This window comes from Falsiroseomonas selenitidurans (assembly GCF_012103215.1).
GTDB lineage: Bacteria > Pseudomonadota > Alphaproteobacteria > Acetobacterales > Acetobacteraceae > Falsiroseomonas > Falsiroseomonas selenitidurans.
This window is the reverse complement of sequence record NZ_JAAVNE010000007.1, coordinates 81,732-105,990: the sequence shown is the minus strand read 5'-3', so window position 1 is coordinate 105,990 and position 24,259 is coordinate 81,732. Positions and strand designations below refer to the sequence as shown.

General features: G+C 73.1%; 21 protein-coding genes. 4 read left to right on the top strand and 17 right to left on the bottom strand.

Annotation, left to right across the window (positions count from 1 at the left end; all coding sequences use genetic code 11):
• Positions 1-5 precede the first annotated feature (5 nt).
• Together HEQ75_RS06640 and HEQ75_RS06635 are read right to left on the bottom strand one after the other, a co-directional pair.
• Positions 6-1,010, bottom strand: coding sequence for a Gfo/Idh/MocA family protein (locus tag HEQ75_RS06640; protein ID WP_168028472.1), 1,005 nt, complete (start codon positions 1,008-1,010; stop codon positions 6-8).
• Positions 1,007-1,948 (bottom strand): MDR/zinc-dependent alcohol dehydrogenase-like family protein, encoded by a 942-nt coding sequence (locus HEQ75_RS06635; protein WP_168028470.1) that lies wholly within the window; start codon positions 1,946-1,948, stop codon positions 1,007-1,009. The genes HEQ75_RS06640 and HEQ75_RS06635 overlap by 4 nt, the downstream gene beginning before the upstream one ends.
• 246 nt (positions 1,949-2,194) lie before the next feature.
• Here HEQ75_RS06635 and HEQ75_RS06630 point away from each other — a divergent pair, with 246 nt between their 5' ends.
• Positions 2,195-3,124, top strand: coding sequence for an endonuclease/exonuclease/phosphatase family protein (locus tag HEQ75_RS06630; protein ID WP_235961344.1), 930 nt, complete (start codon positions 2,195-2,197; stop codon positions 3,122-3,124).
• A 135-nt stretch (positions 3,125-3,259) separates the two neighbouring features.
• Positions 3,260-4,783: a phospholipase D family protein gene (locus tag HEQ75_RS06625; RefSeq protein WP_168028468.1), complete on the top strand. Its 1,524-nt coding sequence runs from the start codon at positions 3,260-3,262 to the stop codon at positions 4,781-4,783.
• Here the strand turns inward: HEQ75_RS06625 and HEQ75_RS06620 are convergent.
• From HEQ75_RS06620 to HEQ75_RS06595, 6 genes are all read right to left on the bottom strand, one after another.
• On the bottom strand, positions 4,778-5,458 hold the full coding sequence (locus tag HEQ75_RS06620; RefSeq protein WP_168028466.1) for a 4'-phosphopantetheinyl transferase family protein: 681 nt from the start codon (positions 5,456-5,458) through the stop codon (positions 4,778-4,780). The two genes, HEQ75_RS06625 and HEQ75_RS06620, sit on opposite strands and share 6 nt — an antisense overlap.
• Positions 5,448-5,993 carry an aminomethyltransferase family protein gene (locus HEQ75_RS06615; RefSeq protein ID WP_168028464.1) on the bottom strand — a complete coding sequence of 182 codons (546 nt, stop codon included), beginning with the start codon at positions 5,991-5,993 and terminating at the stop codon, positions 5,448-5,450. Before HEQ75_RS06615 ends, HEQ75_RS06620 begins: the two co-directional genes overlap by 11 nt.
• On the bottom strand, positions 5,986-8,907 hold the full coding sequence (locus tag HEQ75_RS06610) for a sarcosine oxidase subunit alpha family protein (protein WP_168028462.1): 2,922 nt from the start codon (positions 8,905-8,907) through the stop codon (positions 5,986-5,988). Before HEQ75_RS06610 ends, HEQ75_RS06615 begins: the two co-directional genes overlap by 8 nt.
• Complete coding sequence (locus HEQ75_RS06605) at positions 8,904-9,155, bottom strand: sarcosine oxidase subunit delta (RefSeq protein ID WP_168028460.1); 252 nt, start codon at positions 9,153-9,155, stop codon at positions 8,904-8,906. Before HEQ75_RS06605 ends, HEQ75_RS06610 begins: the two co-directional genes overlap by 4 nt.
• On the bottom strand, positions 9,155-10,405 hold the full coding sequence (locus HEQ75_RS06600) for a sarcosine oxidase subunit beta family protein (RefSeq protein ID WP_168028458.1): 1,251 nt from the start codon (positions 10,403-10,405) through the stop codon (positions 9,155-9,157). The genes HEQ75_RS06605 and HEQ75_RS06600 overlap by 1 nt, the downstream gene beginning before the upstream one ends.
• 69 nt (positions 10,406-10,474) lie before the next feature.
• A complete protein-coding gene (locus tag HEQ75_RS06595; RefSeq protein WP_209318379.1) occupies positions 10,475-13,420 on the bottom strand; it encodes an L-glutamate gamma-semialdehyde dehydrogenase in 2,946 nt (981 codons plus the stop codon).
• Between the two features lie 83 nt (positions 13,421-13,503).
• On the opposite strand from HEQ75_RS06595, the gene HEQ75_RS06590 reads away from it, so the two are divergent.
• Together HEQ75_RS06590 and HEQ75_RS06585 are read left to right on the top strand one after the other, a co-directional pair.
• Positions 13,504-13,968, top strand: a complete 465-nt coding sequence (locus HEQ75_RS06590; protein WP_168028453.1) for an Lrp/AsnC ligand binding domain-containing protein — start codon at positions 13,504-13,506, stop codon at positions 13,966-13,968.
• 147 nt (positions 13,969-14,115) lie between these two features.
• Entirely contained in the window at positions 14,116-14,703 is a 588-nt protein-coding gene (locus tag HEQ75_RS06585) for an HdeD family acid-resistance protein (protein WP_168028451.1), read from the top strand.
• A 1-nt stretch (position 14,704) separates the two neighbouring features.
• On the opposite strand, the gene HEQ75_RS06580 is transcribed toward HEQ75_RS06585, so the two are convergent.
• From HEQ75_RS06580 to HEQ75_RS06540, 9 genes are read right to left on the bottom strand one after another with little or no spacing between them, the layout of a single operon-like run.
• Complete coding sequence (locus tag HEQ75_RS06580) at positions 14,705-15,733, bottom strand: hypothetical protein (protein WP_168028449.1); 1,029 nt, start codon at positions 15,731-15,733, stop codon at positions 14,705-14,707.
• A gap of 3 nt (positions 15,734-15,736) precedes the next feature.
• Positions 15,737-16,720 carry a substrate-binding domain-containing protein gene (locus HEQ75_RS06575; protein ID WP_168028447.1) on the bottom strand — a complete coding sequence of 328 codons (984 nt, stop codon included), beginning with the start codon at positions 16,718-16,720 and terminating at the stop codon, positions 15,737-15,739.
• Positions 16,717-17,886 (bottom strand): amidase, encoded by a 1,170-nt coding sequence (locus HEQ75_RS06570; protein WP_168028445.1) that lies wholly within the window; start codon positions 17,884-17,886, stop codon positions 16,717-16,719. The genes HEQ75_RS06575 and HEQ75_RS06570 overlap by 4 nt, the downstream gene beginning before the upstream one ends.
• Positions 17,883-19,343 carry a 4-hydroxyphenylacetate 3-hydroxylase family protein gene (locus tag HEQ75_RS06565; RefSeq protein ID WP_168028443.1) on the bottom strand — a complete coding sequence of 487 codons (1,461 nt, stop codon included), beginning with the start codon at positions 19,341-19,343 and terminating at the stop codon, positions 17,883-17,885. The genes HEQ75_RS06570 and HEQ75_RS06565 overlap by 4 nt, the downstream gene beginning before the upstream one ends.
• The gene (locus HEQ75_RS06560) at positions 19,343-20,782 is read right to left on the bottom strand and encodes an FAD-dependent oxidoreductase (protein WP_168028441.1); all 1,440 of its coding nucleotides are present in this window, start codon (positions 20,780-20,782) and stop codon (positions 19,343-19,345) included. The genes HEQ75_RS06565 and HEQ75_RS06560 overlap by 1 nt, the downstream gene beginning before the upstream one ends.
• Positions 20,783-20,784: 2 nt before the next feature.
• A complete protein-coding gene (locus tag HEQ75_RS06555; RefSeq protein WP_168028439.1) occupies positions 20,785-21,555 on the bottom strand; it encodes an ABC transporter substrate-binding protein in 771 nt (256 codons plus the stop codon).
• A gap of 13 nt (positions 21,556-21,568) precedes the next feature.
• On the bottom strand, positions 21,569-22,351 hold the full coding sequence (locus HEQ75_RS06550) for an amino acid ABC transporter ATP-binding protein (protein ID WP_168028437.1): 783 nt from the start codon (positions 22,349-22,351) through the stop codon (positions 21,569-21,571).
• Positions 22,348-23,607, bottom strand: a complete 1,260-nt coding sequence (locus HEQ75_RS06545; RefSeq protein ID WP_168028435.1) for an amidohydrolase family protein — start codon at positions 23,605-23,607, stop codon at positions 22,348-22,350. Before HEQ75_RS06545 ends, HEQ75_RS06550 begins: the two co-directional genes overlap by 4 nt.
• Positions 23,604-24,257: an amino acid ABC transporter permease gene (locus HEQ75_RS06540; protein WP_168028426.1), complete on the bottom strand. Its 654-nt coding sequence runs from the start codon at positions 24,255-24,257 to the stop codon at positions 23,604-23,606. The genes HEQ75_RS06545 and HEQ75_RS06540 overlap by 4 nt, the downstream gene beginning before the upstream one ends.
• Positions 24,258-24,259: the final 2 nt, after the last annotated feature.

Genomic DNA, 24,259 nt, shown 5'->3' with positions numbered 1-24,259 from the left:
TGGCGTCACCCCCGGATGGCCGCTGGGACGCCGCCATGGATGCGGTCGAGCACCGCGGCGACGTCAATGAAGTGCAACGCGGCAGGATCGAAGCGGTTCGCCGCCGCCAGCTGCCCCGCCCAGGCCACGGCGGCACGCCCGCCCCAGGCATCGGGCGGCGCGCACAGCACGTCCCGCGCCGTGCCGCGGCAATGCGTGGCCTCGAAATCGTAGAAGGAGCCGGCGATGTTGCGCAGCATCGCGGCGCCGTCGCGGCCGTGGAAGGCGGCCTCGATCACCGCATCCTGGCCGGCATGCAGCCACCAGGAACAGGCCAGCCGCACCACCGTGCCGTTGGCCAGGCGCAGCGTCGCCAGCGCCAGATCCTCCACCGCCGCCGCGCCGGGCGCCAGCTTCTCCCCGCCCGCGAAGAGATCGGCCGAGACCTCCGCCACCTCCGGGAAGTCCAGCGTCCACAGCGCCAGGTCCACCAGGTGCACGCCGAGATCCATCACGCAGCCGCCGCCGGATTGCGCACGGTCGCGGAACCACGGCTTGTCCGGCCCATAGGCATTGTGGAAGGTCAGGTCGATCGCCTGCACGCGGCCCAGCACGCCGCCCTGCACCAGCGCGCGGATGCGCTGCATGGCCTCAGTCGCGCGGTAGGAGAGATCGACCGCCAGCAGCCGGTCCGCCGCCCGCGCCGCCTGCACCACCGCGCGCACCTCCGCCGCGCTGCGGCCCAGCGGCTTCTGGCAGAACACGGCGAGGCCGGCCTGCAACGCCCGGATGGATTGCGCCGCGTGCAGGGCGCTCGGCGTCGCGATCACCAGGCCGTCCAGCCCAAGCGCCAGCAATGCCTCCAGATCCGCCACGCGGTGGGCTTGCGGCGCCACGGCCAACGCCGCCGCCGCGCAGGCCTCATCCGGATCGGCGAGGGCGACGATCTCCGCGACGCCGGCCTCGGCGATCGCCTGCATCCGGTGCCGGCCGATCCAGCCCGTGCCGAGGAAGCCCAGCCGCGGCCTCATGGCAGCACCAGCGCCTTGAGGAAGCCGTCCGGCCGGTCCCGCGTCGCATCCAGCGCCGCGCCCAGCTGCTCCAGCGGGAAGCGATGGGTGTACAGCGGCAGCGGGTCCAGCCGCCCCGCCACCACCGCCGCCACGGCCTCCCGCATCCCGCGGAGATATTCCGCCGGGTCACGCTCATGCGCGTTCACCACGTCGAGCCCCCGCCAGTTCCACAGCTGCATGTTCACCTGGCGCGGCCCGTCCTGGTGGTAGCCCGCGATCACCAGCCGGCCGCGCACGCCACACAACTCCGCCGCCAGGTCCAGGGGCCATTGCGCGCCCGCCGCCTCGATCACGCGGGGGCAGAAGGCGCCGCCGGTCAGGTCCCGCACCCGGTCGATGATGGCCTGGTGGTCCGCCATGGGGATGGTCTCCGCCGCGCCCATCCGGCGCGCGAGGTCCAGCGCATAGGGGCGGCGGCCGATGGCGATGACGCGGGCGCCGGCCTGGCTGGCCAGCCGGGTCAGCAGCGCGCCCAGGAAGCCGATGCCGATGATCGCCACATCCTGCCCCGGCGCGATGTCGCTGCGGCGGAAGATGTTCATGGCACAGCCCAGCGGCTCGCCCGGGAAGGGCTGGCCATCCAGCACCGCGGGCAGACGCACCACCTGCTCGGCCGGGCCGGTATCGGCCTCCGCATAGCTGTGCTGGAACAGCGTGGCGACACGGTCGCCCTCCGCCAGCCCCTGCACGCCGTCGCCGAGCGCCTCCACCACGCCCCACCCCTCATGGCCCATGGCGCCGGGTTCGGTGGGGAAGTGCATCCAGTCCGGACCGGCCCAGGGGGTGAGGTTGGAGGCGCAGACGCCGCAGCCTTCCAGCCGCACCCGCACCTCGCCGGGGCCGGGCGCGCGGCGGGCGATGCGGGTGATCTCGATGCGGCCCGGGGCGGCCAGCATGGCGGCGCGCAGGGGCGGAGCCTCGGCGGATGGCAAGGGGGATCTTCCTGTTCTTCTGGTCTCCGGAGCCCAGCCAACGGGCCGCGCCCGGCAAAGTTGCAGCCGCTCGCATCGGGCAGCGCCGCTGTCGCGCCGCGTGACAAAAAGCCTTGGAAGCCGCTGCCGGGGCGCCTAAATCGGGACGTCACCGTCCCACAGCCGGGTCGCCGGAGCGCCCCGCCACACGGAATCCGGCCACCCTCGAGCATGAGACATTCCGCGAAACCGCCGCGTTCCCCGAATGCCCCGGCGGACATCAAGGACCGCTTCCGGGTGAAGGAGCATCTGCGCCGCACGGGCGCGGCGGTGCAGGACCTGCTGGTGGAACTGCGTCGGCCCACGCCGCCGGCCCCGGGTGTGGCGGAAGCCGTCCGCCGGGCCAGCGACGACCTGCGCGTCGCCTCCTACAATGTGCACAAATGCGTCGGCACGGACCGGCGCTTCGATCCGGCGCGCATCGCCGCGGTGATCGGGGAGCTGGGGGCGGACCTGGTGGCGGTGCAGGAAGCGGATCGCCGCTTCGGCCGCCGCACCGGGCTGCTGGACGTGGCGGCGCTGGAACGCGACACGGGGCTGGTGCCGCTGCCGGTCTCGGACCTGCCGGACGGCCATGGCTGGCACGGCAATGCGCTGCTGGTGCGTCCCGGCACCCCCGCCCGCATCCGCCGCCTGGCGCTGCCGGGGGCGGAGCCGCGCGGCGCCCTGGTGGCGGAGCTGGACCTGCCGGCCGGCCGGCTGCGCGTGGTGGCGGCGCATCTCGGCCTGCTGCGCTCCAGCCGCACCGCCCAGGCCATCGCCATCCTGCGCGCCCTGGCGGAGGACCGGCATCCGGTGCCCACCCTGCTGCTGGGCGACCTGAACGAATGGCGCCCCGGCGCGCGATCATCGCTGCGGGCGTTCGAGCCGCTGTTCGGCCGCGCCGGGCCGGGCACGCCGAGCTTCCCGGCGCGGATGCCGGTTCTGGCGCTGGACCGCATCCTGGGCTGGCCGCGCGGGCTGGTGCATGGGGTGCGGGCGCATGAAAGCGGGCTGGCGCGCGTGGCCTCGGACCACCTGCCGCTGACCGCCTTCGTCCGGCTCGGCCGGCAGGCGGAAGCGACGGAGGCCGGCCCGCCGGCGGTCGAAGCCGCCGCCTGAACGGGGCTGTTCCGTAACGGTCACGACCGCGTCGGCCGGCCGAACCGGCGCGGCGCCGCGCCGTTCGCTTGCTTCGGGCCCGACTTGCCTGACCAAGGGCAGATCGCCACCTGCCGGGTGGGAGAGAGGAGAAGCATGCCAGACCAGGCGATGCAGGCCGCGCCCGTGCTGCGCCCCACCGGCCATGCGCCGGATCCGGAGGCCAGGCTGGGCCTGGGCCAGGCGCTGCACCAGGTGCTGGACCGGCTGGGCGCGCCCGCCGGCGCCGCCCTGCTGCGGGAGGGGCTGGACGCCTTCGCCGTGCGCGTGGCCACCGCCCGCGCCGCCCAGCACAGGCTGGATCTGCAATACTACATGTGGCACGGCGACGTGACCGGCCGGCTGCTGGCCGGGGAGGTGCTGGACGCCGCCGATCGCGGCGTGCGCGTGCGCCTGCTGCTGGACGACGCCTATGCCCTGGGGCGGGAACGCGTGCTGTCGGCCCTGGATTCACATCCGGGGATCGAGGTGCGGCTGTTCAACGGCACGCGCTGGCGGATGTTCGGCCGCGCCGGCTTCCTGCTGGAGATGCTGTTCGGCGGCTGGCACCTGAACCGCCGCATGCACAACAAGGCCTGGATCGCCGATGCCGGCGTGGCGATCGCCGGCGGCCGCAATCTGGGCGACGCGTACTTCGGCGCCGAGGCGGAGGAGTTCAATTTCCGCGACATGGACCTGGTGCTGGCCGGCGCCGCGGCAGAGGGCCACCGCAAGGTGTTCGAGCGCTACTGGGCCAGCAGCCTGGCGCGCCCCGCCGCCGAGGTCTGCCAGACCGAGGGCCGGCACCGCGGCCTGGCGCGGCTGCGCGGCACGCTGGCGGAGGCCCAGGCGGCGCCGGAGGCGCAGCGCTACCTGGCGCATCTGGGGCAGCTGCGCAGCGCTGTCTCCCACCTGCTGCGGGGCATGGTTGCCGTGCAGCCGGGGATGGTGGAGGTGGTGGCGGACCCGCCGCAGAAGGCGAAGAAGGGCCTCGCCGCCCGCCGCCTGGCCCGCGCCGCCGGCGGCATCGCGCCGGAGATCGCCGATGCGCTCCGCCGCGCGCAGCGGGAAGCGCTGCTGATCTCGCCCTATTTCGTGCCCGGCCAGGCCGGGCTGGCGCTGCTGCTGGAGATGGTGGCGCGCGGGGTGAAGGTGTCCGTCGTCACCAATTCCCTCGCCGCGACGGATGTGGTGGCGGTGCATGGCGGCTACGCCAAGTACCGCGAGCCCCTGTTGCGGGCCGGGGTTTCGCTGTTCGAGCTGAAGCCTTCGGGCGAGGACGAGGATACCAGCGTCTTCGGCTCCCGCGGTGCCAGCCTGCACACCAAGGCCTTCGTGGTGGATGACGGGCCGATCTTCGTCGGCTCCTTCAACCTCGATCCGCGCTCCGCCGCGCTGAACACGGAAATGGGCGCCTTCGTCCACCACCCGACCCTGGCGCAGGAATTGCGGGAGGAACATGCCCGCCTGGCCCACCCGGCGCGCAGCTGGAGGCTGGGGCTGGAAGCGGGGCGGCTGACCTGGACGGGGCAGGGTGGCGATCGCGGCGCGGTCACGCTGCGGGAGGAGCCTGATGCCTCGCTGCGCCGCCGCGCCATGGCGACGGTGCTGCGCTGGCTGCCGATCGAATCGCAGCTATAGGGCGCGGCGCAGCGCCATCGCCAGGATGTGCGAGCGCGTCGGCTGCCATTGCAGGAAGCGCCAATCGCCCAGCGCCCCGGCCTCCGCCGGCAGGCGGCACAGGCGCGGCGGGTCCAGCGCCACGGCGAAGCGATCCAGCCCCAGGGCGATGCCCGCGCCCGTCGCCTTCACGAAGGCCTCCTTCAGCGTCCAGATCCGCAGGAAGGCCTCGTGCCGCCGGTCCTGCGGCAGCGCCGCCAGCAGCGCCGCCTCCTCCGCCGCGAAATAGCGCTGCGCGAGGGCGGGGCTGGCGGGGGCGCGCGCCACATCCTCCACATCCAGCCCGAGATCGTCCCGCGCCGTGGTGGCGCAGGCGACCAGCGTGCGGGTGTGGGAGAGGTTGAAGCGCAGCCAGGGCATCCCGTGCGCCGCCTCCAGCTCCGGCTTGCCGGCGGCGGTGCGGGTGAAGCGCCAGGCCTCGGGTGGCAGGCCGCCGGCGGCGCTCAGCATCTGCCGGGCCAGCGCATGCGCGGCGATATAGGCGTGGCGGTCGGCGGCGAAGCGGAAGCGCGCGGCGGCCGCCTGCTCGGCCGCGTCCAGCGTGGCGTGCCAGGCGACAAGGGTGGCGGCATCCACCGCATCCGGCCGCCACCAGCGCAGCCGGACCAGGCCGCGCCCACGCGCTTCAGGCCGCATCGGCCGGTGCAGCGGGCTCTGGCGCCCAGGGGGTGGCGCCGGCATAGGCCAGCGCCCGGCCGCGCCCCGCCGCCACCAGCGCGCCGGCCAGCGCCAGGCCATAGCTGCGGTAGCAGGCCAGGCGGAAGGCGTTGGCCGCGCGCCAGACCAGCAGCGGCACATGCGCCCCCTGCGTCGCGGCCGCGGCGCCATGCGGGAAGGCGCGCCGATGCAGGTCGATCGGCAGCAGCGTGGCCAGCAGTTCCGTCGCCAGCGGGCCGTCCAGTTCCAGCAGGCAGCGGGCGCCGTTGAGCGGCGTGGCGTGTGCCGGCGGCACGGGCGGCGGCACGCCCATCCACAGCCATTGGCCGGGCGCCGTCCAGATCGCCGTGCCGCCTGGCAGCGCCGCCCAGCCGGGGCGCTGCGGCAGGCCGGCCAGCAGGCCCTGTGGCCCGTGCAGCGCCGTCAGCGTGCAGCCGGTCAGCTCGCGCAGCGTGACCCGCGGTGCCGCCGGCGCCGGCGGGGCGCGCAGCCCTTCCAGGACCTGCTCAGCCACGGCTGCGCAGCCCTTCGCGGTCGATGAACACCGGCTCCACCACCTCCGCCTCCGTATCGCCGCCGCGCAGCGGGTCGTGCACGCGGATCCGCGTGCCGATGCGCGACCGCCCCTCGGCCAGCAGCGCCAGGCCGATCATCCGCCCCAGATGCGGCGACCAGCAGGCGGAGGTGACATGGCCCAGATCATGCGCCGTGGTGGCCGGCGCCCCCGGCGCCAGCAGATGCGACCCGCCGCGCAGCACCGCCCCCGCCAGCAGCCCGACCAGCACCAGCCGCGCCGGATCGACCAGTGCCGGGCGCTGCGCCAGGGCGCGGCCGATGAAATCCTTGCGCCGCGACAGCATCCGCCCCAGGCCGAGATCGCCCGCGGTGGTCTGGCCGTTCAGTTCGCCGCCGCCGACATGCCCCTTCTCGATCCGCAGCACGCCCAGCGCCTCCGTCCCATAGGGCGTGGCGCCGGCGGCCAGCAGCCGGTCGGCCAGCGCCGCCGCCGCATCCGGTGGCACGCCGATCTCATAGGCCAGTTCGCCGGAGAAGGAGAGGCGGTACAGCCGCGCGGGCATGCCGCCCTCCAGCACCACCTCGGCGCAGGACATGTGCGGGAAGGCCTCGTTGCCCAGCGCCACGCCCGGCAGCAGCCCGCCCAGCACGGTGCGGGCACGCGGCCCGGCCAGCGAGACCTGCGCCCAGGCATCGGTGACCGACAGCAGCGCGACCGTGAGCGAAGGCCGCAGCACCTGGTGGGCATACTCCAGATGCTGCAGCACCCGCGCCGCATTCGCGGTCGTCGTGGTCAGCAGGAAGCGGTCGGGGGCGAAGCGCGCGCAGGTGCCGTCGTCGAAGACGAAGCCATCCTCCCGCAGCATCACGCCGTAGCGGATGCGGCCGGGCTTCAGGCTGGCGATGTCGTTGGCATAGACCAGGTCGAGCAGCGCCGCCGCATCCGGACCCACCACCTCGATCTTGCCGAGCGTCGAGACGTCGCAGAAGCCGACATCGCGGCGCACCGCCTGCGCCTCCCGGTCCACGCTGTCGCGCCAGCCGCGCTCACCGGGGCGGGCATACCATTCGGCGCGCAGCCAGGCGCCGGATTCGACGAAGCTGGCGCCCTGCCCGGCGGCCCAGCCGTGCAGCGGCGTCCGCCGCGTGGGGCGGAAGTCGCGCCCGGTCTGGTGGCCGGCCAGGGCGCCGATCGCCACCGGCGTGTAGGGCGGGCGGAACAGGGTGGTGCCGGTCTCCGCGATGCTGCGCCCCGTCGCCGCCGCCAGGATCGCCAGACCGGTGACATTGGAGGTGCGGCCCTGGTCGGTGGCCATGCCGAGCGTGGTGTAGCGCTTGGCATGCTCGACGCTGCGGAATCCCTCCCGCGCCGCCAGCGCGATGTCGTCGGCGGTGACGTCGTGCTGGAAATCGACGAAGGCCTTGCCGCGGCCGGGCACATGGAACAGCGCGCGCAGCCCGGCGGGTTCGTCATCGGCGCGCGGCAGCGCCAGAGGCTGGCCGGGATGGCCGGCCTCCTCCGCCGCGCGTAGCCCGGCCGCGGCGCCATCGGCCAGGCAGGCGGCCAGCGTCATCCGCCCCGCGGCGGCGCCGGCCACCGCCATGCCGGGCGGCGCGGCATCCGGCACGAAGGCCAGCAGCGCGTCATCCCAGCGCGGCCGCGCGCCATGGTGCCCGGAGAGGTTCAGCAGCGGATTCCAGCCGCCCGCGACGGCCAGCAGGTCCGCCGGGAGGCGCTGCCCGTCGGTGAGCGTGACGCCGGCCAGGCCCAGCCCGCCGGCGGTGCCCGCGACCCGGGCGCCCAGGATCTGTCGGGCACCGCGCGCGGCCTCGGCGATGGCGGGGGCGACGGCATCCCGCGCCTCCACCACCGTCACCTCCGCGCCGGCCGCCAGCAGGTCCGCGGCGCTGCGCCAGCCATCGTCGCCGGCGGTGAAGACCACGGCGCGCCGGCCAGGCAGCACCGCATAGCGGTTGAGGTAGCCGCGCACCGCGGCGGCCGACATCACGCCGGGGCGGTCATTGCCCGCAAAGGCGATGGGCCGTTCCACCGCGCCGGCCGCCAGCACGGCGCGCCGCGCCACGATGGTCCAGCCGCGCTGCCGCGGCGTCCCCTCCGGCGGCGTGGCCAGATGGTCCGCCACGCGCTGCACGGCGCCATAGGTGCCGTGGTCGAAGGCGCCGAAGACCGTGGTGCGCGGCAGCAGCGTCACGTCGCGGAAGCCGGCGAGTTCCGCCAGCACCTGCGCCGCCCAATCCGCCGCCGGCAGGCCGCCGATCTCCTGCCGGTCCGCCAGCAGGCGGCCACCGGGCTCCGCATCCTCATCCGCCAGGATCACCCGCGCGCCGCTGCGCGCGGCGGCGAGCGCCGCGGCCAGCCCCGCCGGGCCGGCGCCGATCACCAGCACGTCGCAATGGGCGTGCATGCGCTCATACGCATCGGGGTCGACTTCCTCCGGCGCGCGGCCGAGGCCGGCGGCACGGCGGATCAGCGGCTCGTACACCTTCTCCCAGAAGGAAGCCGGCCACATGAAGGTCTTGTAGTAGAAGCCGGCCGAGAGGATCGGGCCGAACAGCCCGTTCACGGCCTGCACGTCGAAGCGCAGGCTCGGCCAGCGGTTCTGGCTGCGCGCGGCCAGGCCCTCGAACAGTTCCGCCGTGGTGGCCCGCGTGTTGGGCTCCCGGCGCGCCCCTTCGCGCAGTTCCACCAGCGCGTTCGGCTCCTCCGCCCCCAGGCCCCAGATGCCGCGCGGGCGGTGGTACTTGAAGGACCGCCCGACCAGCCGCACGCCATTGGCGAGCAGGGCGGAGGCCAGGGTATCGCCGGCCTGGCCGGTGTAGGGCGTGCCGTCGAAGCTGAAGCGCAGGGTCTGCGCGCGGTCGATGCGCCCGCCGCTGGCCAGCCGCGTCATGACCGGCAGGCCTCGGCACCGGCCACGGCGTGGCTGCGCGTGTCGCGCATCACCCGCAGCCATTGCCGGCAGCCCTGGCTGTGCTGCCACAATTCCGCATGCAGCCCGGCGGGGTTGTCGCGCAGGTGCAGGAAGGCGTGCCATTCCGCCATCGGTGCATCCGGTGCGGGGCGCGGCGGCGGGGCGCTGCCGATGGTGGTGAATTCGGCCGCGTCGCGGTCGCCGCAATAGGGGCAGAGGATGCGCATCAGTGCAGATTCGCCTGGGCGCCCGCGCCCTTCTCGTCGATCACGGCGCCCGTCGCGAAACGGTCCAGCCGGAAGGCGGCGTTCAGCGCATGCGGCTGCCCGGTGGCGATGGTGTGGGCAAAACACCAGCCGGAGGCCGGCGTGGCCTTGAAGCCGCCATAGCACCAGCCGCAATTGAGAAAGAGGCCGTCGATCGGCGTGCGGTCGATGATCGGCGATCCGTCCATCGACATGTCCATGATGCCCCCCCATTGCCGCAGAGTGCGCAGCCGCGACATGGCCGGGAACAGCTGCACCGCGCATTCCATCACGTCGTGCACCACCGGCAAATTGCCGCGCTGGGCATAGGAATTGTAGCCGTCGATATCGCCACCGAACACCAGCCCGCCCTTGTCGGACTGGCTGACATAGAGGTGGCCCGCGCCATAGGTGACGACGGTGTGGATCATCGGCTTCACGGCCTCCGACACGAAGGCCTGCAGCACATGGCTTTCGATCGGCAGGCGCAGCCCCGCCATGGCCGCGACGCGGGAGGTGTTGCCCGCCACCGCCAGGCCGACGCGCTGGGCGCCGATGAAGCCGCGCGTGGTCTCCACGCCGAGGACACGTCCCGCCTCGATGCGGATGCCGGTGACCTCCGTGTTCTGCAGCAGGTCCACGCCGCGCTGATCCGCGGCGCGGGCATAGCCCCAGGCCACGGCATCGTGCCGCACCGTGCCGCCGCGCCGCTGCAGCAGCCCGCCCTTCACGGGGAAGCGCCGGCCCTCCATGGCCAGCCCCGGCACCATGGCGCGCACCTGCGCCGCGTCCAGCAATTCCGCATCCACGCCGGCCAGCCGCATGGCGTTGCCGCGGCGGGCATAGGCATCCCGCTGGCTGTCCGAATGGAACAGGTTCAGCACGCCGCGCTGGCTGACCATGGCGTTGTAGTTGATGTCCTGCTCCAGCCCTTCCCACAGCTTCATCGAATGCTCGTAGAAGGGCGTGTTGCCGGGCAGCAGGTAGTTGGAGCGGATGATGGTGGTGTTGCGCCCGACATTGCCGGAACCCAGCCAGCCCTTCTCCACCACCGCCACATCGGTCAGGCCATGCTCCTTCGCCAGGTAATGCGCCGTGGCCAGCCCATGCCCGCCGCCACCGACGATGATCGTGTCATAGGCAGACTTCGGCGTGGGTTCGCGCCAGGCGGGAGTCCAGGACCGGTTGTCGGTCAGGGCATGGCGCAGCAGGGCCAGGGCGGAATAGCGCATGGCCACCAGGGTGACAGGCGGCGGCGGCAATACTAGCCCCCATGCGACATATGCTTGCCTGTCAGCGACCTATTCGCCTTCCGCCAGCAGCGCCGCATCGCCACCCGCCGCCGCGGTGTTCACCGTGATCACCCTCTCGACCATGAAGCGCGGCAGGTAATGCGGCCCGCCAGCCTTGGGCCCGGTGCCGGAAAGCCCCTGGCCGCCGAAGGGCTGGCTGCCAACCACGGCGCCGACCATGTTGCGGTTCACATAGACATTGCCCGCCGGCACCGCCGCCGCGACGCGCGCGGCAAATCCCGCCCGCCGGCTCTGCACGCCGAGCGTCAGGCCGTAGCCCGTGCCGGCCAGCGCCCGCAGCAGCGCCGCCTCCTCCGCCCCGCGCCAGCGCACCACATGCAGCACGGGGCCGAATATTTCGCGATTCAGATCCTCCACCCGCCGCAATGCGACGATGCGCGGCGCCAGGAATGCCGCGGGTTCGGCCGCAGGATGGCGAAACACCTCCCGCGCGCCATCCGGCAGCGTCGCAAGCCAGGCCTCAATGCGCGCCTTCGCCTCGGCATCGATCAGCGGCCCGACATGCGTGGCGGGGTCGCGCGGGTCGCCGAGGCGCAGTTCGCGCGCCGCGCCGGCGATCATCGCCAGCATCCGGTCCGCCGCTTCCGCCTGCACACACAGCAGCCGCAGCGCCGAGCAGCGCTGGCCGGCGGAGCGGAAGGCGCTGGTCAACACGTCGTCCGTCACCTGTTCCGGCAGCGCCGTCGCATCCACCACCATGGCGTTCAGCCCGCCGGTCTCGGCGATCAGCGGGACGATCGGCCCGTCCTTCGCCGCCAGCGCGCGGTTGATGGCACGCGCCGTCGCCGTGCTGCCGGTGAAGGCGATGCCCGCCACCGCCGGATGCGCGACAAGCGCCGCGCCGACGTCCGGCCCGCCCGGCACCAGCACCAGCGCATCCTGTGGCAGCCCCGCCTCATGCAGCACGGCGGCGGCGAGGCCCGCGATGCGCGGCGTCTGCGGCGCCGGCTTCGCCACCACGGCATTCCCCGCCACCAGCGCCGCCGCCACCTGGCCCAGGAAGATGGCCAGCGGGAAGTTCCACGGCGAGATCGCCAGGAACACGCCGCGCCCGGACAGGCTCAGCACATTGCTCTCCCCGACCGGGCCGGGCAGCGAAGCGGGGGTGCCGAGGCGCACCGCCTCATCCGCGTAGAAGCGACAGAAATCGACCGCCTCCCGCAGTTCGGACAGCGCGTCGTCCAGCGTGCGGAAGCCCTCCTCCTGGATTGCCGCCATGAATCGGCCCGAGCCCGCCTCCAGCGCATCGGCGGCACGGCGCAGGATTGCGGCGCGCCGGGCCACGGGCGTCGCGTTCCAGCCCGGGAAGGCCGCTTCCGCGCGCGCCATGGCGGCGTTCGGATCGACCGCCGGCACATCCGGCAGCGCCGGCGCCGCATCGCGCGCGGCGACCAGCGCGGCGAGGGCCGCGCGCTCCCCGAATTCCACGCCGCGACTGTTCGGCCGCGCGCCGAAGAGATCGCCGGGGCGCTTCACCCGCGGATGCCGTGGCGGCCCTTCGGACAAGGCCACCGACGGATGCCGCAGCAGCCGCTCCAGCGGCACAGCCTCATCCGCCACCGCGGCGACAAAGCCGCCATTGGCGCCATTTTCCAGCAGGCGCCGCACCAGATAGGCCAGCAGGTCCTCATGCACGCCGACCGGCGCGTAGAGGCGCAGCGCCACATCCGGCCGCCTCTCCGCCAGCCTCGCATACAGCGCCCCGCCCATGCCGTGCAGGCGCTGGAACTCGAATTTCCCCGGGTTCACGCCCTTCGCCGCCGCCAGCGCCAGGGCCTCCGCGATGCTCGCCGCGTTGTGGGTGGCGAATTGGGGAAAGATGCGGCCCTGCCTGGCCACATCGAGCAGCGCGGCCGCATGGGTCAGCCAGGCCAGGTCGGTTGCCGCCTTGCGCGTCCAGACCGGGAAATCCGCCAGGCCGCGCTCCTGCGCCCGCTTGATCTCGGCATCCCAATAGGCACCCTTCACCAGCCGCACCATCAGCCGCCGCCCGGTCGCCGCGGCCCGATCCGCCAGCCAGGACACCACCGCGCCGGCGCGCTTCTGATAGGCCTGCACGGCAAGGCCCAGCCCTTCCCAGCCCGCCAGGCTCGGCTCCGTCAGCAGCCGGTCGAAGATCTCGAGCGACAGTTCAAGCCGGTCCGCCTCCTCGGCATCCAGCGTCAGGTTCAGGTCGTGGGCGCGCGCCGCCTGGGCCAGCGCGATGAGGTCCGGCACCATCTCCGCCATCACGCGGTCGCGCGACACCGCCTCGTACCGCGGGTGGATGGCCGAGAGCTTCACGGACAGCCCCGGCCGATCCGGCAGCGAACCCCGCGCCGCGCGGCCGATGGCCGCACAGGCCGCGTGGTAGGCACCCAGGTACTTTTTCGCGTCTGCCGCGGTGCGCGCGCCCTCCCCCAGCATGTCGTAGGAATGGCGCGCACCCTTCGCGGACCGGCCGAGCGCCTCCTCGATCGTCTCGCCCAGCACGAACTGCCCGCCCATCAGCCGCACCGCCTGGCGCGCCGCCTGGCGCACCGCCGGCACGCCGAGACGCCTGGCCATCGGCGCCAGCACGCCGCCCGGCGTCTCCCCCGGCCCGACCAGCCGCGCCCCCATGGCCAGCGCCCAGCCGGAGGCGGCGCCGGCGAAACCCTCCGCATGCTGGCGCCAATCGCCCTCCGCCAGCTTCTCCGCGATCAATGCATCCGCCGTCGCATCGTCCGGCACCCGCAGCAGCGCCTCGGCCAGCGCCATCAGCGCCAGGCCTTCCCGCGTGGACAGCGGCCAGCCGCGCAGGATCTCCTCCACCGCCAGCGGCCCACCGCCTTCGCGCGCCGCCTCCGCCAGCGCGCGGGCCAGGGGTTGCGCCTCCGGGCGCGGGGCGGGGGCGGCGGCCAGCAGCGCGGCGCGCGCGGCTTCCTCGGGCGGGGCGTAGGGGGCTTGGAACATGGCCCGCAGCATGAAGCCGGATGCGCCGTGGATGGAGCGGAATCTTTCCGTGTATGACCGTTGGATCAACGGCAGATCCAGGCATGGACCACGATATCGACCGCATCGACCGCCGCCTGCTGGCGCTGCTGCAACGCGAGGGCCGCGCCACGGTGGCGGAGATGGCGGCGCAGGTGGGGCTTTCCCCCTCCGCCGCCTCGGAACGGCTGCGGCGGCTGCAATCGATGGGAATCATCACCGGTTGGGGGGCGCGGCTGGATGCAGCGCGGATCGGGCTCGGCCTGCTGGTCTTCGTCGAGATCAGCCTTGACCACACCACGCCGGACGCCTTCGACCGCTTCGCCACGGCGGTGAAGCGGGTGCCGGCGGTGCTGGAATGCCACATGGTGGCCGGCGGCTTCGACTACCTGGTGAAGGCGCGTGTCGCCGACATGGCGGCCTATCGCCGCTTCCTGGGGGAGGTGCTGCTCAGCCTGCCGGGGGTGAAGGCCAGCCACACCTATGCGGTCATCGAGGAAGTGATCGCGGAGGCGCCACTGCCCGTGTGACACCCAGCCCCGGCGATCATGGCCGATCACCTCAATCGCCAACGCCGGCATCCGCCGGCCTGGCTGCGCGCCACAGGGCGCAGCCGCCGAGCGAGGGGATTGGGTAGGACACCGCGTTACGACCGCAGCAGCGAAGGGGGTGAGGGCATGTCGGATGCAAGGGCGATGGGGCGCTTCGCGGAGATGCGGCTGCTGGCGCGGGGCTGGTGGCTGATGCTGCTGCGCGGCCTGGCGGGCATCCTGTTCGGGCTGGTGGCGCTGCTGCTGCCGGGAATCGGGCTTGCGCTGATCCTGGGCTTCCTGGCGGCCTTCCTGGCGATCGATGGCGTGTCCTCCATCACCCAGGCGGTGCGCGGCGGGGCGGGTCATTCAAGGACCTGGCTCTGGGTGGATGGCGTCGCCTCCCTCGCTGCGGCGGTGGCGATCCTGCTGCTGCCGGCGGTCTCCGCCCTGCTGCTGGTGGTGATGCTGGGGGCCTGGTCGATGGTGGTGGGCGTGATCCGCCTGGTGCTGGCCTTCCGAAGCGGCAGCATCCTGATGGGGCTGCTGGGCGCGCTGGCGGTGCTGGTGGGCGGGTGGATGATCGCCTCGCCCGGCCTTGGCCTGCTGGCGCTGATCTGGCTGGTGGCGGCGCAGGCCATCCTGGCCGGCGGCATGTTCATCGCGCTGGGCTGGCGCCTGCGCCGGGTGGCGCAGGACCCGCATGGGCCGGACGCCACGCCGCAGAGGGGCTAGCCTAGGCCGCCCTGGCCCGCGGCCCGGGCAGCACCGCCGCCAGCAGGTCCTCCAGCAGTTCCGGCAGGGCCAGCGGCGTGGCATCGCCGCCGCCGCGGCCGAAATGGCCCGCCGCCTCCGCCGGGCTCCGGCCCAGCCGCTGCGCCAGACGGGCCAGCGCCGCGGCGCATTGCGGCCGCGTCGGCAGCGCCGTCAGGGCGAGCGCCGGCGGCAGCAGGTCGTTGGCCCCGGTCAGCGCCAGGCGCTCCGCCCCCACCTGGCGCGTGGCGACGATGCCATGCGCCGCGCGCTCCGCCTTCGCCAGCACGAAGCTGCGATGCGTCAGCCCCGGCGCGACCCAGGAAATGCGGCGCGCATACACACCGCCGAAGCGCGCCAGCGCGGTCGCCACCGCCTCCGCCATGGCGTTGTGCATGGCCACATAGGCGCGCTTTTCCGCCGGCCCCCATTTCCACCGCGTGGCGGAAACCCGCTCCGCCGTGCAATCCGCCCGCCAGGGGGAGACCGCATTGCCGCGATCCTCGAACAGGCCGGGATCGTCATACAGCACGGCCGGGGAGGTGCCGCCGGGCCATGCCAGCATGTGCTCATAGGGCACCAGGCCCAGCGGCTCGCTGATCACCGCGCGATGCACCACCACGCCATCCGGATGCACCAGCGGCGCCAGGCTGAACAGCGCCTCCGGCTCCCCTTCCGCGCGGAAGGCCAGCAGCACCGGCTCGGCCGGCGCGGCGGGCACAAAGCCGGCTTCCAGCAGCGCCGCGTTGATGCGGCGATGCTCGGTGGACAGGATGTAGGGCTTTGTCCGTGTGCAGGGCAGCAGCAGCAGCACAGGCTCCCGCGCCGCGGGCAGCTTCGGCACATAGTCGCGGCCGATGAAGTTCATCCAGGCGGCGATGCGCGGATGCGCCAGGCTGTCCACATTGTCCTGCGGCGAATACAGCGCCAGCGTCGGGTCCAGCTGGAAGGGCGCGCGGAACTTCGCGGCCGATTCCAGCAGGCGCTGCGCCCGGTCGTCGGTGGTGACCATGCCTCAGCTCTCCAGCAGGCTGGCGGGGAACAGATCCTCCGGCGCCAGGTCGCGCCGCAGCAGGCCCTCCGCCCGCATGTAGCGGATCAGCGTGGCGAACATGTCCCGGTTCGCGGCAAAGCCGGTGGACCAGAAGGCGGGGCCCAGCAGACGCTCCGTCTCCTCCAATTGCTGGGCCAGGAAGGGCAGGCCGACCGCCAGGGTGGCGCTGTCATGCAGCCGCAGCCGCGCCAGGCGCTGCGACTCCGCGAAAGCCGCCAGCAGCGCCCGCGGCAGCCCGGGATTCGCCTCCACGAAGCGGCGCTTCACCGCGATCAGGTGCATCGGCGGGAAGATTCCCGTGCGTGCGAAGTAGTCGAGCTCCGCCGCCATCGGGTCGGCAAACAGCCGCCCCACCTTGTCCGGCGCACTGAAGAAGCTGTCCGGCGCGCGGGCGGTGTAGAGTGCGTCGATCTCCCCGGATTCGAGCATCGCCGACAGGCTGCGGTCCGTCACATGCTCGATGCGCGCGGCCGGCGGGTATTGCTGCGGATGATCCTCCCCGGCGCGGGCCTCGTTCAGCCCTGCATTGACGTAGATGGGCGCGTCCCAGGGCAGGGCGTAATGCTCGTCGAAGATGCCGCGCAGCCAGACCGCGGCGGCCATGTCCCACACCATGGTGCCGACGCGGCGGCCGGCGAGATCGGCCGGCTTCGTCAGCCCTTTCGCCTTGTTCACGAAGACGCAGGAGAAGCGGAAATGACGGGAGGGAAAGACCGGGATTCCCACGTATTCCTGCTGCGGCCGGTCGAAATGCCGCAGCCAGGTGGCGATGGGGAATTCGCAGCAATCGAAGGTGTGGTGCGTCATCTGCAGGTTGAACAGCGGCTGCAGCGGCATCACCGTCACCTCCGCCGCCACGCCGTCGATCGCCACCCGTCCCTCGGCCAGGGCCCGGGCGCGGTCGCAGTCGGAGACCCCGATGGTCAGGCGCTGGGCCTCGGTCATGCCAGGCGCTCCGCCAGCATCTCGGCGGCGGCGAGCAGGGCGGCGTCCTGGTAGGGCGCGCCCACCAGCGAGAGCCCGATCGGCACCCCCTCCAGCGTGCCGGCCGGGATGTTCACCTGCGGCAGGCGGCACAGGCTGGCGACGCAGGTCAGCGCCAAGGTGCGGTCGCGGAAGGCCATCTGCGCGGCGACAGGCGCATCGCGCAGCGGCGGCAGGTCGTGCGCAGTCGGGATCACCAGCACGCCGTCCCGGCCCAGCAGCGCGTGCAGCCGCGCCGTCAGCCGCTCCCGCTCCCGCCAGGCGGTGGCGATGGCGTCCGGCGTCACCGTCGCGGCCAGCTCCAGCCGGTCCGCCACGGCGGGGCTGAGCACCCGGCCCGGCTCCCGCGCCCAGGTGCCGTGGGTGGTCCACAATTCGCCGAGTTGCAGCGGACGGAAGGTGTCCAGCCAATGCGCGGCGCCTTCCTCGTACAGCGTCACGGGGGTGGCGGCGCCAAGCCGCTGCGCCGCGCCGAACAGCGCCGCCCCCAGGGCCGGCACGGGGATGGCGAAGGCATCCTCGGCCAGCAGCAGCCGCGGCGCCGGGGTGTCCGCCTCGCCGAAGAACACCGCCCCCACCCGGCGCAGCAGCGCGGCATCGCGGGCGAACCAGCCGACCGTGTCGATGCTGGGCGCCATCGGCATCACGCCGGCGACGGAGACGCGGCCATGCGTGGTGCGGATGCCATACAGCCCGCAGAAGCTGGACGGCACGCGCACCGATCCGCCGGTATCCGTGCCGAAGGCGAAGTCGCACAGCCCGGCGGCCACGGCCGCGGCGGAGCCGGAGGAGGAGCCGCCCGGCACCCGGTCCGGCGCGCGCGGGTTGATCGGCGCGCCGTAATGCGGGTTCTCGCCGAACAGGCCGCTGGCGATCTCATCCGTATGGGTCTTGCCGATCAGCGTCGCGCCCGCGTCCAGGGCCGGCAGCAGGGCGCTGGCGGTGCTGAGTGACAGGGGCGCATCGCGCAGCCGGTCGGGGTTGCCCCAGCCGCTGCGCGTGCCCGCCACGTCGAACAGGTCCTTCACCGCGAAGGTGAGGCCGGCGAGCGGGCCGCTGGCGGCCCCCTCGATGCGGATGTCGCCATGCGCCACGAAGGCGCTGGCCCGGATCGTCTCGGGGGTCATTCGGCGGCCGCCTTTCGCGCTGTGCGGTCCAGGGCGTAGCTGTCCATGAATCCCTCCACGAAGCCGATCTCCCGCGCCCAGTCGTGGAAGCGGTAGCTGTTGCCGCGCACCACGAAGGGCGCGCCGGAATAGAACATCTCGTATTGCAGGTGGCGCGATCCGAATTCGGAGCCGATGGCATCCCACACCAGCTTCATCAGCTTCACCCGTCCCTCGCTGTCCGTCACCGGGGAACGCTGGGCGGCGCGGATCAGCCCCTCGATCTCGGCGCCATCGAAATCCGCCGCCGAGGACGGCACCATGATGACGCCGCCGCCGGCCAGGCCGCGGATCGCCTCGATGAAGTCGGGGTAGGTGGTCTGGGCGATGACCTGGGCGGTGACCAGCATCGGGCGGTTCGGCACGAAATAGCCGTGGAAATTCTCGCCCGCCGCCTCCATGGCGACGACCAGCGCCTCGATGTTCTGCGCCTTCGCCGCCAGCAGCCCGAGTGTCTCCCGCGTCTGCGGAAACCCCAGGATGCCGTTCACCTCCGCCACCTTGTGCGCCAGGCCGAGCAGGAAGCGCAGCTTCACCATCAGGCGGACGATGCATTGGTAGTTCTGCATCACATGCGCCCGCGTCTCGTGCCACTGCGCCTGGGCCATGCGCAGGTCACGGTGGACGAAGACGCGGTCCCAGGGGATCTTCACATCCTCGAAGACCACCACGGCATCGTTCTCATCGAAACGGGAGGAGAGCGGGTAGTCGAAGGTGGAGGTGGCGGCGGCCTCGTAGCTGCGGCGCGAATGCAGCTTCAGCCCGGCGGTGGCGATCGGCGTGACGGCGGTGAAGGCGAAGGCCTCGTCGCCCGGCCCCAGCGCGGCGAAGCCGGACACCATCAGGTCGTTGGCCATGATGCCGCTGGTCGCCAGCATCTTCGCGCCGCTGATGGTGATGCCGTGGCTGTCCTCATCCACCACGCTGGCCACCAGCCCGCCGCCGGGCTGCTCGCCGGCGGATTTCGCCTTGTCGGCCTGCGGGTTGACGATGACGTAGGACAGGAACAGGTCCTTGTCCCGCGCATGCGCGAAGTAGTCCGCCAGCGCCGCGGCACGCGGCGGGGCATAGGCGTGCAGCCCCATCATGAAACCCACGAAGGTGGAGGCGACATGGTCCGGGGACCGGCCGATCATGCCGCAGCTCTGCTCCGCCCAGGCTTCCATGGCGCGGCGCCGCGCCACCAGCTCCGCATGGCTGCGCGGCAGCGACCAGGCACGGTTCACGCGCGCACCGGTCTCCGTCTCGAAGGTCATCGCCTCCGCATGGCGCGCCTGGTGGTCGTACAGCGCGGCGGCGGAGGCGACGGCGCCGGCGAAGGCGGGGTCCGTCGTCACATCCTGCACGCGGCGTCCGTCGATGAAGATGCAGCGGTCATCCCGCAGGCTGCGCAGATGCGCGGCGCCGTCCTTGACCATCAGCCTGTCCGATCCGAAGCCAGGGTGGTGTCCACCAGTTCCTTCTCCCCATAGGCCAGCAGCGCCGCGTGGTCGGCCTCGGCCTGGTCGCGGAACAGGTCGCGGGCGATGCCGCGCACGATGCGCTCCACCGTCGGCCGCAGGGTGGAGATGCCGGCGGAGGAGGCCGTGCTGGGCATGGCGGCGAAGGAGGAGCTGCGCAGCCGCGCCAGCCATGGCGCTGCGCCGGGCCGGCGTTCCGTGAAGGCGAAGCTGTCAGTCAGATAGGGGTAGGCGCCGAGCCCGGCATCCTGCGCCGCCGGCGCGAAGCGGTCGCGCCACAGCGCCACATGCGGCGCGACCGCAGCCAGTTCCGGCCGCAGCGCGAGGTCCACCACCAGACCGGTGCCGACGATCAGGAAATCCGCCGCCAGCACCGCGCGCGGCGTGTGCAGCGCGACCATGTCGCCCTGCATCGCCACGCCATCGAGCGGCGCGCCGAGATGCAGGAAGAAGCGATCCTGCGCGGCGCAGCGCGAAAAGGTCTCCTGCGGCGGCGGCTGGTTCAGCGCGAAGAGCGTCTGCATGAAGCGCCATTTCTGCGGGTCCGGCAGATCCGTGAAATGATGCAGGAACCCGAAGAATTCCATCCACCGATTGGGGTTCACCGCCGGCAGCACCGGGCGGCGCGCCAGCAGGTCGACGCGCGCAGCACCGGCTTCCAGCGCCATGGCCGCATTGTCGAAGGCAGAAGCGCCGGCGCCGAGCACCGCCACGCGCTTGCCGGCGAGGCGGGCGAAGTCGATGGCCTGCGCGGTGTGGGCGTAGTGGCTGGCGGGCAACGCCGCGGCGATCATTGCCGGCACCTGCCAGCCGCCATTGCCGTCCAGCCCCGTCGCCAGCACCACCTGCCGCGCCAGCAGGCGCTGCCGCGCGCCATCCGCGGCTTCCGCCTGCACCGCCAGCAGCCCCTCACCCTCCGGCGCGATGCCTGTCACGCGCCAGCCATGCCGCACCGGCAGCGCCAGCACGCGCTGCAGCCAGGCGAGGTAATCGTGCCAGTCCTCCCGCCCGATCTTGTGCAGCGCCGACCAGGCCGCCGCGCCGAAGCGCGCCTCGTACCAGGCGCGCACGGAAAGCGACGGCACGCCGAGCTCCGGCCCCGTCACATGCTTCGGCGTGCGCAGCGTGTGCATGCGGGCGAAATTCGTCCACACCCCGGCCTGCCCCGGCGCGGCCGCCTCCAGCACCGCGATGTTGTCGATGCGCGCGCGTTGCAGCGCGAAGGCGGTGGCCAGGCCGCATTGGCCACCGCCCACCACCAGCACGTCCAGCACCGGCCCATCGGGGTGCGCCAGCTTCCGCACCCAGGGTCGTGCCGGATAGGCGAGCGTTTCCAGCTCCCACGCCACGCGGCGTTCGAGCCCGGTCAGCGCATCGGGGGGCGGCAGCGCGTCCATGCTCAGCCGGCCTGCGCGAACCACTTGGCGTCGAGCGAGGCGAGGAAGCCATCCGCCTGCATCGCCGCCAGGTGCCGGTTGATCTCCGCCATCAGCCCCGCATCCGCCTTGCGCGTGTTGATGCCGACATCGCGCGCATCCCAGATCGGCGAGACACCCAGCCGCACGCGGCTGTTGCGGGCGATGTTCCAGCGCAGCACCGGCTGCGTGTTCACCACGCATTCCACGCGCCCCACCACCAGATCCTGCAGCGCCAGCGGGAATTCGTTGTAGACCTTGATCTCCTTCACCGCCGCCGCGTGGTTGTCGCGCACATAGCGTTCGCCGGAGGTGCCGACCTGCACGCCGACGATGCGCCCCGCCAGATCCTCCGGCCGGTCGATGGCCAGGCCCGGGCGGTAGCCGGCGGCGATGCCGGTCTTGTAGTAGGGGGTGGAGAAGGCGATGCGTTCCGCCCGATCCGCCGTCCAGGTCATCGCCGTGATCAGCGTGTCCACGCGGCCCGATGTCAGCGCCGCGATCAGCCCGGCGAAGGCGATCACCTGCCACTCGATGCGCAGCCCCATCCGCCGGCCGAGTTCCTCGCCCAGCTCGATGTCGAAGCCGGTGAGCGTGCCGGCCTGCATGAACTCGAAGGGCGGGAAGGCGCCGCCATTGCCGACCTTCAGCACGCCGGCGGCGCGCACCTTGGCCAGGGAGTCGTCGCCTTGCGCCAAGGCGAGGGAAGGCGCGGCCAGGGCGGTGGCCAGCGCAGCGCGGCGGGTGAGGATCATGGCTTCATCCTTTTCAGGCGGGTTGCGTTTCGGGCCGCAGGACGCGGCCAAGGAAGCTGCGGGTGCGCGGCTCGCGTGGGTTGCCGAGCACCGCCGCCGGCGGCCCCTGCTCCACCACCAGCCCCGCATCCATGAACACCACGCGGTCGGCGACGTCGCGCGCGAAGCCCATCTCATGCGTGACGACGAGCATGGTCATGCCCTCCTCCGCCAGCTTGCGCATGACGGCCAGCACCTCTCCCACCAATTCGGGATCGAGGGCGGAGGTCACCTCATCGAACAGCATCACCGCCGGCTGCATGGCCAGGGCGCGGGCGATGGCGACGCGCTGCTGCTGGCCGCCGGAAAGGTCGGCCGGATAGGCATCCGCCTTGTGCGCCAGGCCGACGCGGGCCAGCAGCGCGCGGGCCTCCGCCTCCACCGCGGCGCGCGGCCGGCGCAGCACCTGCACCGGCGCTTCCATCACATTGCCCAACGCCGTCATGTGCGGGAACAGGTTGAAGGCCTGGAAGACGATGCCGATGCGGCGCCGCGCCAGCGTCATCGCGCGTTCCGGCACGCGCTGCCGCGCGCCGCCGCGTTCCGGCCCCCAGCCGATGTGCTGGCCGTCCACCACCACCTCCCCGGATTCGAAGGGCTCCAGCCCGTTCAGGCAGGCCAGCAGGGTGGATTTGCCGCTGCCGGAGGGGCCGATGACGCAGACCACCTCGCCGGCCGCCACCTCCAGATCCACGCCGCGCAGCACCGGCGTGGCGCCGTAGGATTTGTGCAGGTTCCCGATGCGGATCGCGCTCATGGCAGCGCCGCCAGGGCGGGCGGCGTCAGGGCGCCGTCGCGCATCAGGAAGCGGCCATCGGCCAGCACATGGCGCAGGTCGCGCGGGCGGGCCGCCATCAGCAGGCGCGGCGCGATCTCCTCCGGCTTCGCATCCAGGAAGGCGGCGCCGCGCAGATCGAAGGCGATGAGGTCGGCGCGCGCCCCGGCGGCCAGGCTGGCGCCGCCCGTGGCCATGCCCAGCACCTGGCCCGGCGTCGGCCATTCGGCATCCGGGCGGCCGGCGCGCGGCAGCAGAAGCGCGAGCTTCGCGGCCTCCAGCATGTCCTGCGTGTCGTTGCTGCCGGGGCCGTCGGAGCCGATGCCCAGCCGGACGCCGCGCGCCAGGGCACGGGCCACCGGGGCGATGCCGGACCCGAGCCGCAGATTGGCCAGCGGGTTGTGCACCATCAGCGTGCCGGTCGCCGCCAGCCGGTCCAGCTCCGCATCCGCCAGATGCACGCAATGGGCGAATTCGGCCTGCGGGCCGGTCAGCCCGAGCAGTTCCAGATGCGCCACCGGGTCGGTGCCGAAGCGGGCGCGGCAATCCGCCGCGTCCTTCGCCGTCTCGCACAGATGCAGGTGCAGGAAGCCGCCATGCCGGCGCAGCAGCGCGCCCACGCCCATCAACAACTGGTCCGTGCAGCGCTGCGGCGCCGAAGGGCCGAGCCCGATCTCGGCCCCCGGCGGCGGCGCCTTCAGCAGCGCTTCGGCCAGCGCCAGCGCCTGCGCCGTGCTGGGCGGCGAGAAGCTGGCGGTGGGGGAGGGCAGGTCGCGCAGCATCATCGCCACGCGGGCGCGGATGCCGCCCTCCGCCCAGGCGGCGGCGGCCACCGCCACGGCGTCCAGGTTCGGCGGGATCTGCCGGAAATGGTCCGTCACCTGCACCGCGCCGCCGCGGATGGCCTCCGCCGCCGAAACCAGGATGGCCTGGCGGATGCGCGCGGCCGGCAGCGCGTCCTCGCCTTCCGCATATTGCACGGCCAGCCAGGGATCGAGGCGCGCCATCGGGGCGCGGCCGCGGGCCAGCGCCTCGGGCGAGTGGGTGTGGGCGTTGATGAAGGCGGGCAGCAGCAGCAGGTGCCCGGCCTCGATCGCCTCCGCGCCCTCCGGCAGGTCCAGGCCACGGCCGATGGCGGCGATGCGGCCTTCATCCAGCAGCAGGTCCATCGCCGGGCGCGGCGTCCAGATGCCCGCACCGGGCAGCAGCGTGGCGCCGCGGAACAGCACCGGCTTCATGCCACCCTCCAGCGCGATTCCAGCCGCGCCACCAGCCACACCAGCGGCAGCGTCATCGCCAGGTACATCAGCGCCACGCCGGCGAAGGGGCTGAAGGTGTTGGCCTGCCAGGTCATGATGTCCGTCCCCGCCCGCAGCAGGTCCGGGATGGCAATGACGGAGACCAGCGCGGTGTTCTTCAGCAGCGTGATCGCCTCGTTGCCGATCGGCGGCAGCACGCGGCGCAGGGCCTGCGGCAGAACGATGCGCCGCATCGCCAGCCCCCATCCCATGCCGAGCGAGCGCGCCGCGCGCATCTGCCCGCGGTCGATGGCGTTGATGCCGGCGCGGACGATCTCCGTCACATAGGCGCCGTTGGTCAGCGCCAGCGCCAGGATCGCCACCACCTTCGCCTCCAGCAGCAGGCCGAGCGAGGGCAGGCCGTAGTAGAAGAACAGCAGCGTCACCAGCAGCGGCACGCCGCGCAGCAGCGTGACATACAGGATGGCGGCGGCGTTCAGCGCGGCGATGCCGGAAACCCGCGCCAGCCCGCCCGCCAGGCCGATCACCAGCCCGATGCCGATGGAAGACGCCGCGAGTTCCGCCGTGGTCAGCGCGCCACGCGCCAGCGTGGGCAGGGAGTCGACGAACAGGTCCCACTCGAAATCCATGG

Bases quoted from the DNA above. Each gene is read 5' to 3' on its own strand.
- HEQ75_RS06640 (WP_168028472.1), bottom strand. From the start codon at position 1,010: ATGAGGCCGCGGCTGGGCTTCCTCGGCACGGGCTGGATCGGCCGGCAC.
- HEQ75_RS06635 (WP_168028470.1), bottom strand. From the start codon at position 1,948: ATGCTGGCCGCCCCGGGCCGCATCGAGATCACCCGCATCGCCCGCCGC.
- HEQ75_RS06630 (WP_235961344.1), top strand. From the start codon at position 2,195: ATGAGACATTCCGCGAAACCGCCGCGTTCCCCGAATGCCCCGGCGGAC.
- HEQ75_RS06625 (WP_168028468.1), top strand. From the start codon at position 3,260: ATGCCAGACCAGGCGATGCAGGCCGCGCCCGTGCTGCGCCCCACCGGC.
- HEQ75_RS06620 (WP_168028466.1), bottom strand. From the start codon at position 5,458: ATGCGGCCTGAAGCGCGTGGGCGCGGCCTGGTCCGGCTGCGCTGGTGG.
- HEQ75_RS06610 (WP_168028462.1), bottom strand. From the start codon at position 8,907: ATGACGCGGCTGGCCAGCGGCGGGCGCATCGACCGCGCGCAGACCCTG.
- HEQ75_RS06605 (WP_168028460.1), bottom strand. From the start codon at position 9,155: ATGCGCATCCTCTGCCCCTATTGCGGCGACCGCGACGCGGCCGAATTC.
- HEQ75_RS06600 (WP_168028458.1), bottom strand. From the start codon at position 10,405: ATGCGCTATTCCGCCCTGGCCCTGCTGCGCCATGCCCTGACCGACAAC.
- HEQ75_RS06595 (WP_209318379.1), bottom strand. From the start codon at position 13,420: ATGTTCCAAGCCCCCTACGCCCCGCCCGAGGAAGCCGCGCGCGCCGCG.
- HEQ75_RS06590 (WP_168028453.1), top strand. From the start codon at position 13,504: ATGGACCACGATATCGACCGCATCGACCGCCGCCTGCTGGCGCTGCTG.
- HEQ75_RS06585 (WP_168028451.1), top strand. From the start codon at position 14,116: ATGTCGGATGCAAGGGCGATGGGGCGCTTCGCGGAGATGCGGCTGCTG.
- HEQ75_RS06580 (WP_168028449.1), bottom strand. From the start codon at position 15,733: ATGGTCACCACCGACGACCGGGCGCAGCGCCTGCTGGAATCGGCCGCG.
- HEQ75_RS06575 (WP_168028447.1), bottom strand. From the start codon at position 16,720: ATGACCGAGGCCCAGCGCCTGACCATCGGGGTCTCCGACTGCGACCGC.
- HEQ75_RS06570 (WP_168028445.1), bottom strand. From the start codon at position 17,886: ATGACCCCCGAGACGATCCGGGCCAGCGCCTTCGTGGCGCATGGCGAC.
- HEQ75_RS06565 (WP_168028443.1), bottom strand. From the start codon at position 19,343: ATGGTCAAGGACGGCGCCGCGCATCTGCGCAGCCTGCGGGATGACCGC.
- HEQ75_RS06560 (WP_168028441.1), bottom strand. From the start codon at position 20,782: ATGGACGCGCTGCCGCCCCCCGATGCGCTGACCGGGCTCGAACGCCGC.
- HEQ75_RS06555 (WP_168028439.1), bottom strand. From the start codon at position 21,555: ATGATCCTCACCCGCCGCGCTGCGCTGGCCACCGCCCTGGCCGCGCCT.
- HEQ75_RS06550 (WP_168028437.1), bottom strand. From the start codon at position 22,351: ATGAGCGCGATCCGCATCGGGAACCTGCACAAATCCTACGGCGCCACG.
- HEQ75_RS06545 (WP_168028435.1), bottom strand. From the start codon at position 23,607: ATGAAGCCGGTGCTGTTCCGCGGCGCCACGCTGCTGCCCGGTGCGGGC.
- HEQ75_RS06540 (WP_168028426.1), bottom strand. From the start codon at position 24,257: ATGGATTTCGAGTGGGACCTGTTCGTCGACTCCCTGCCCACGCTGGCG.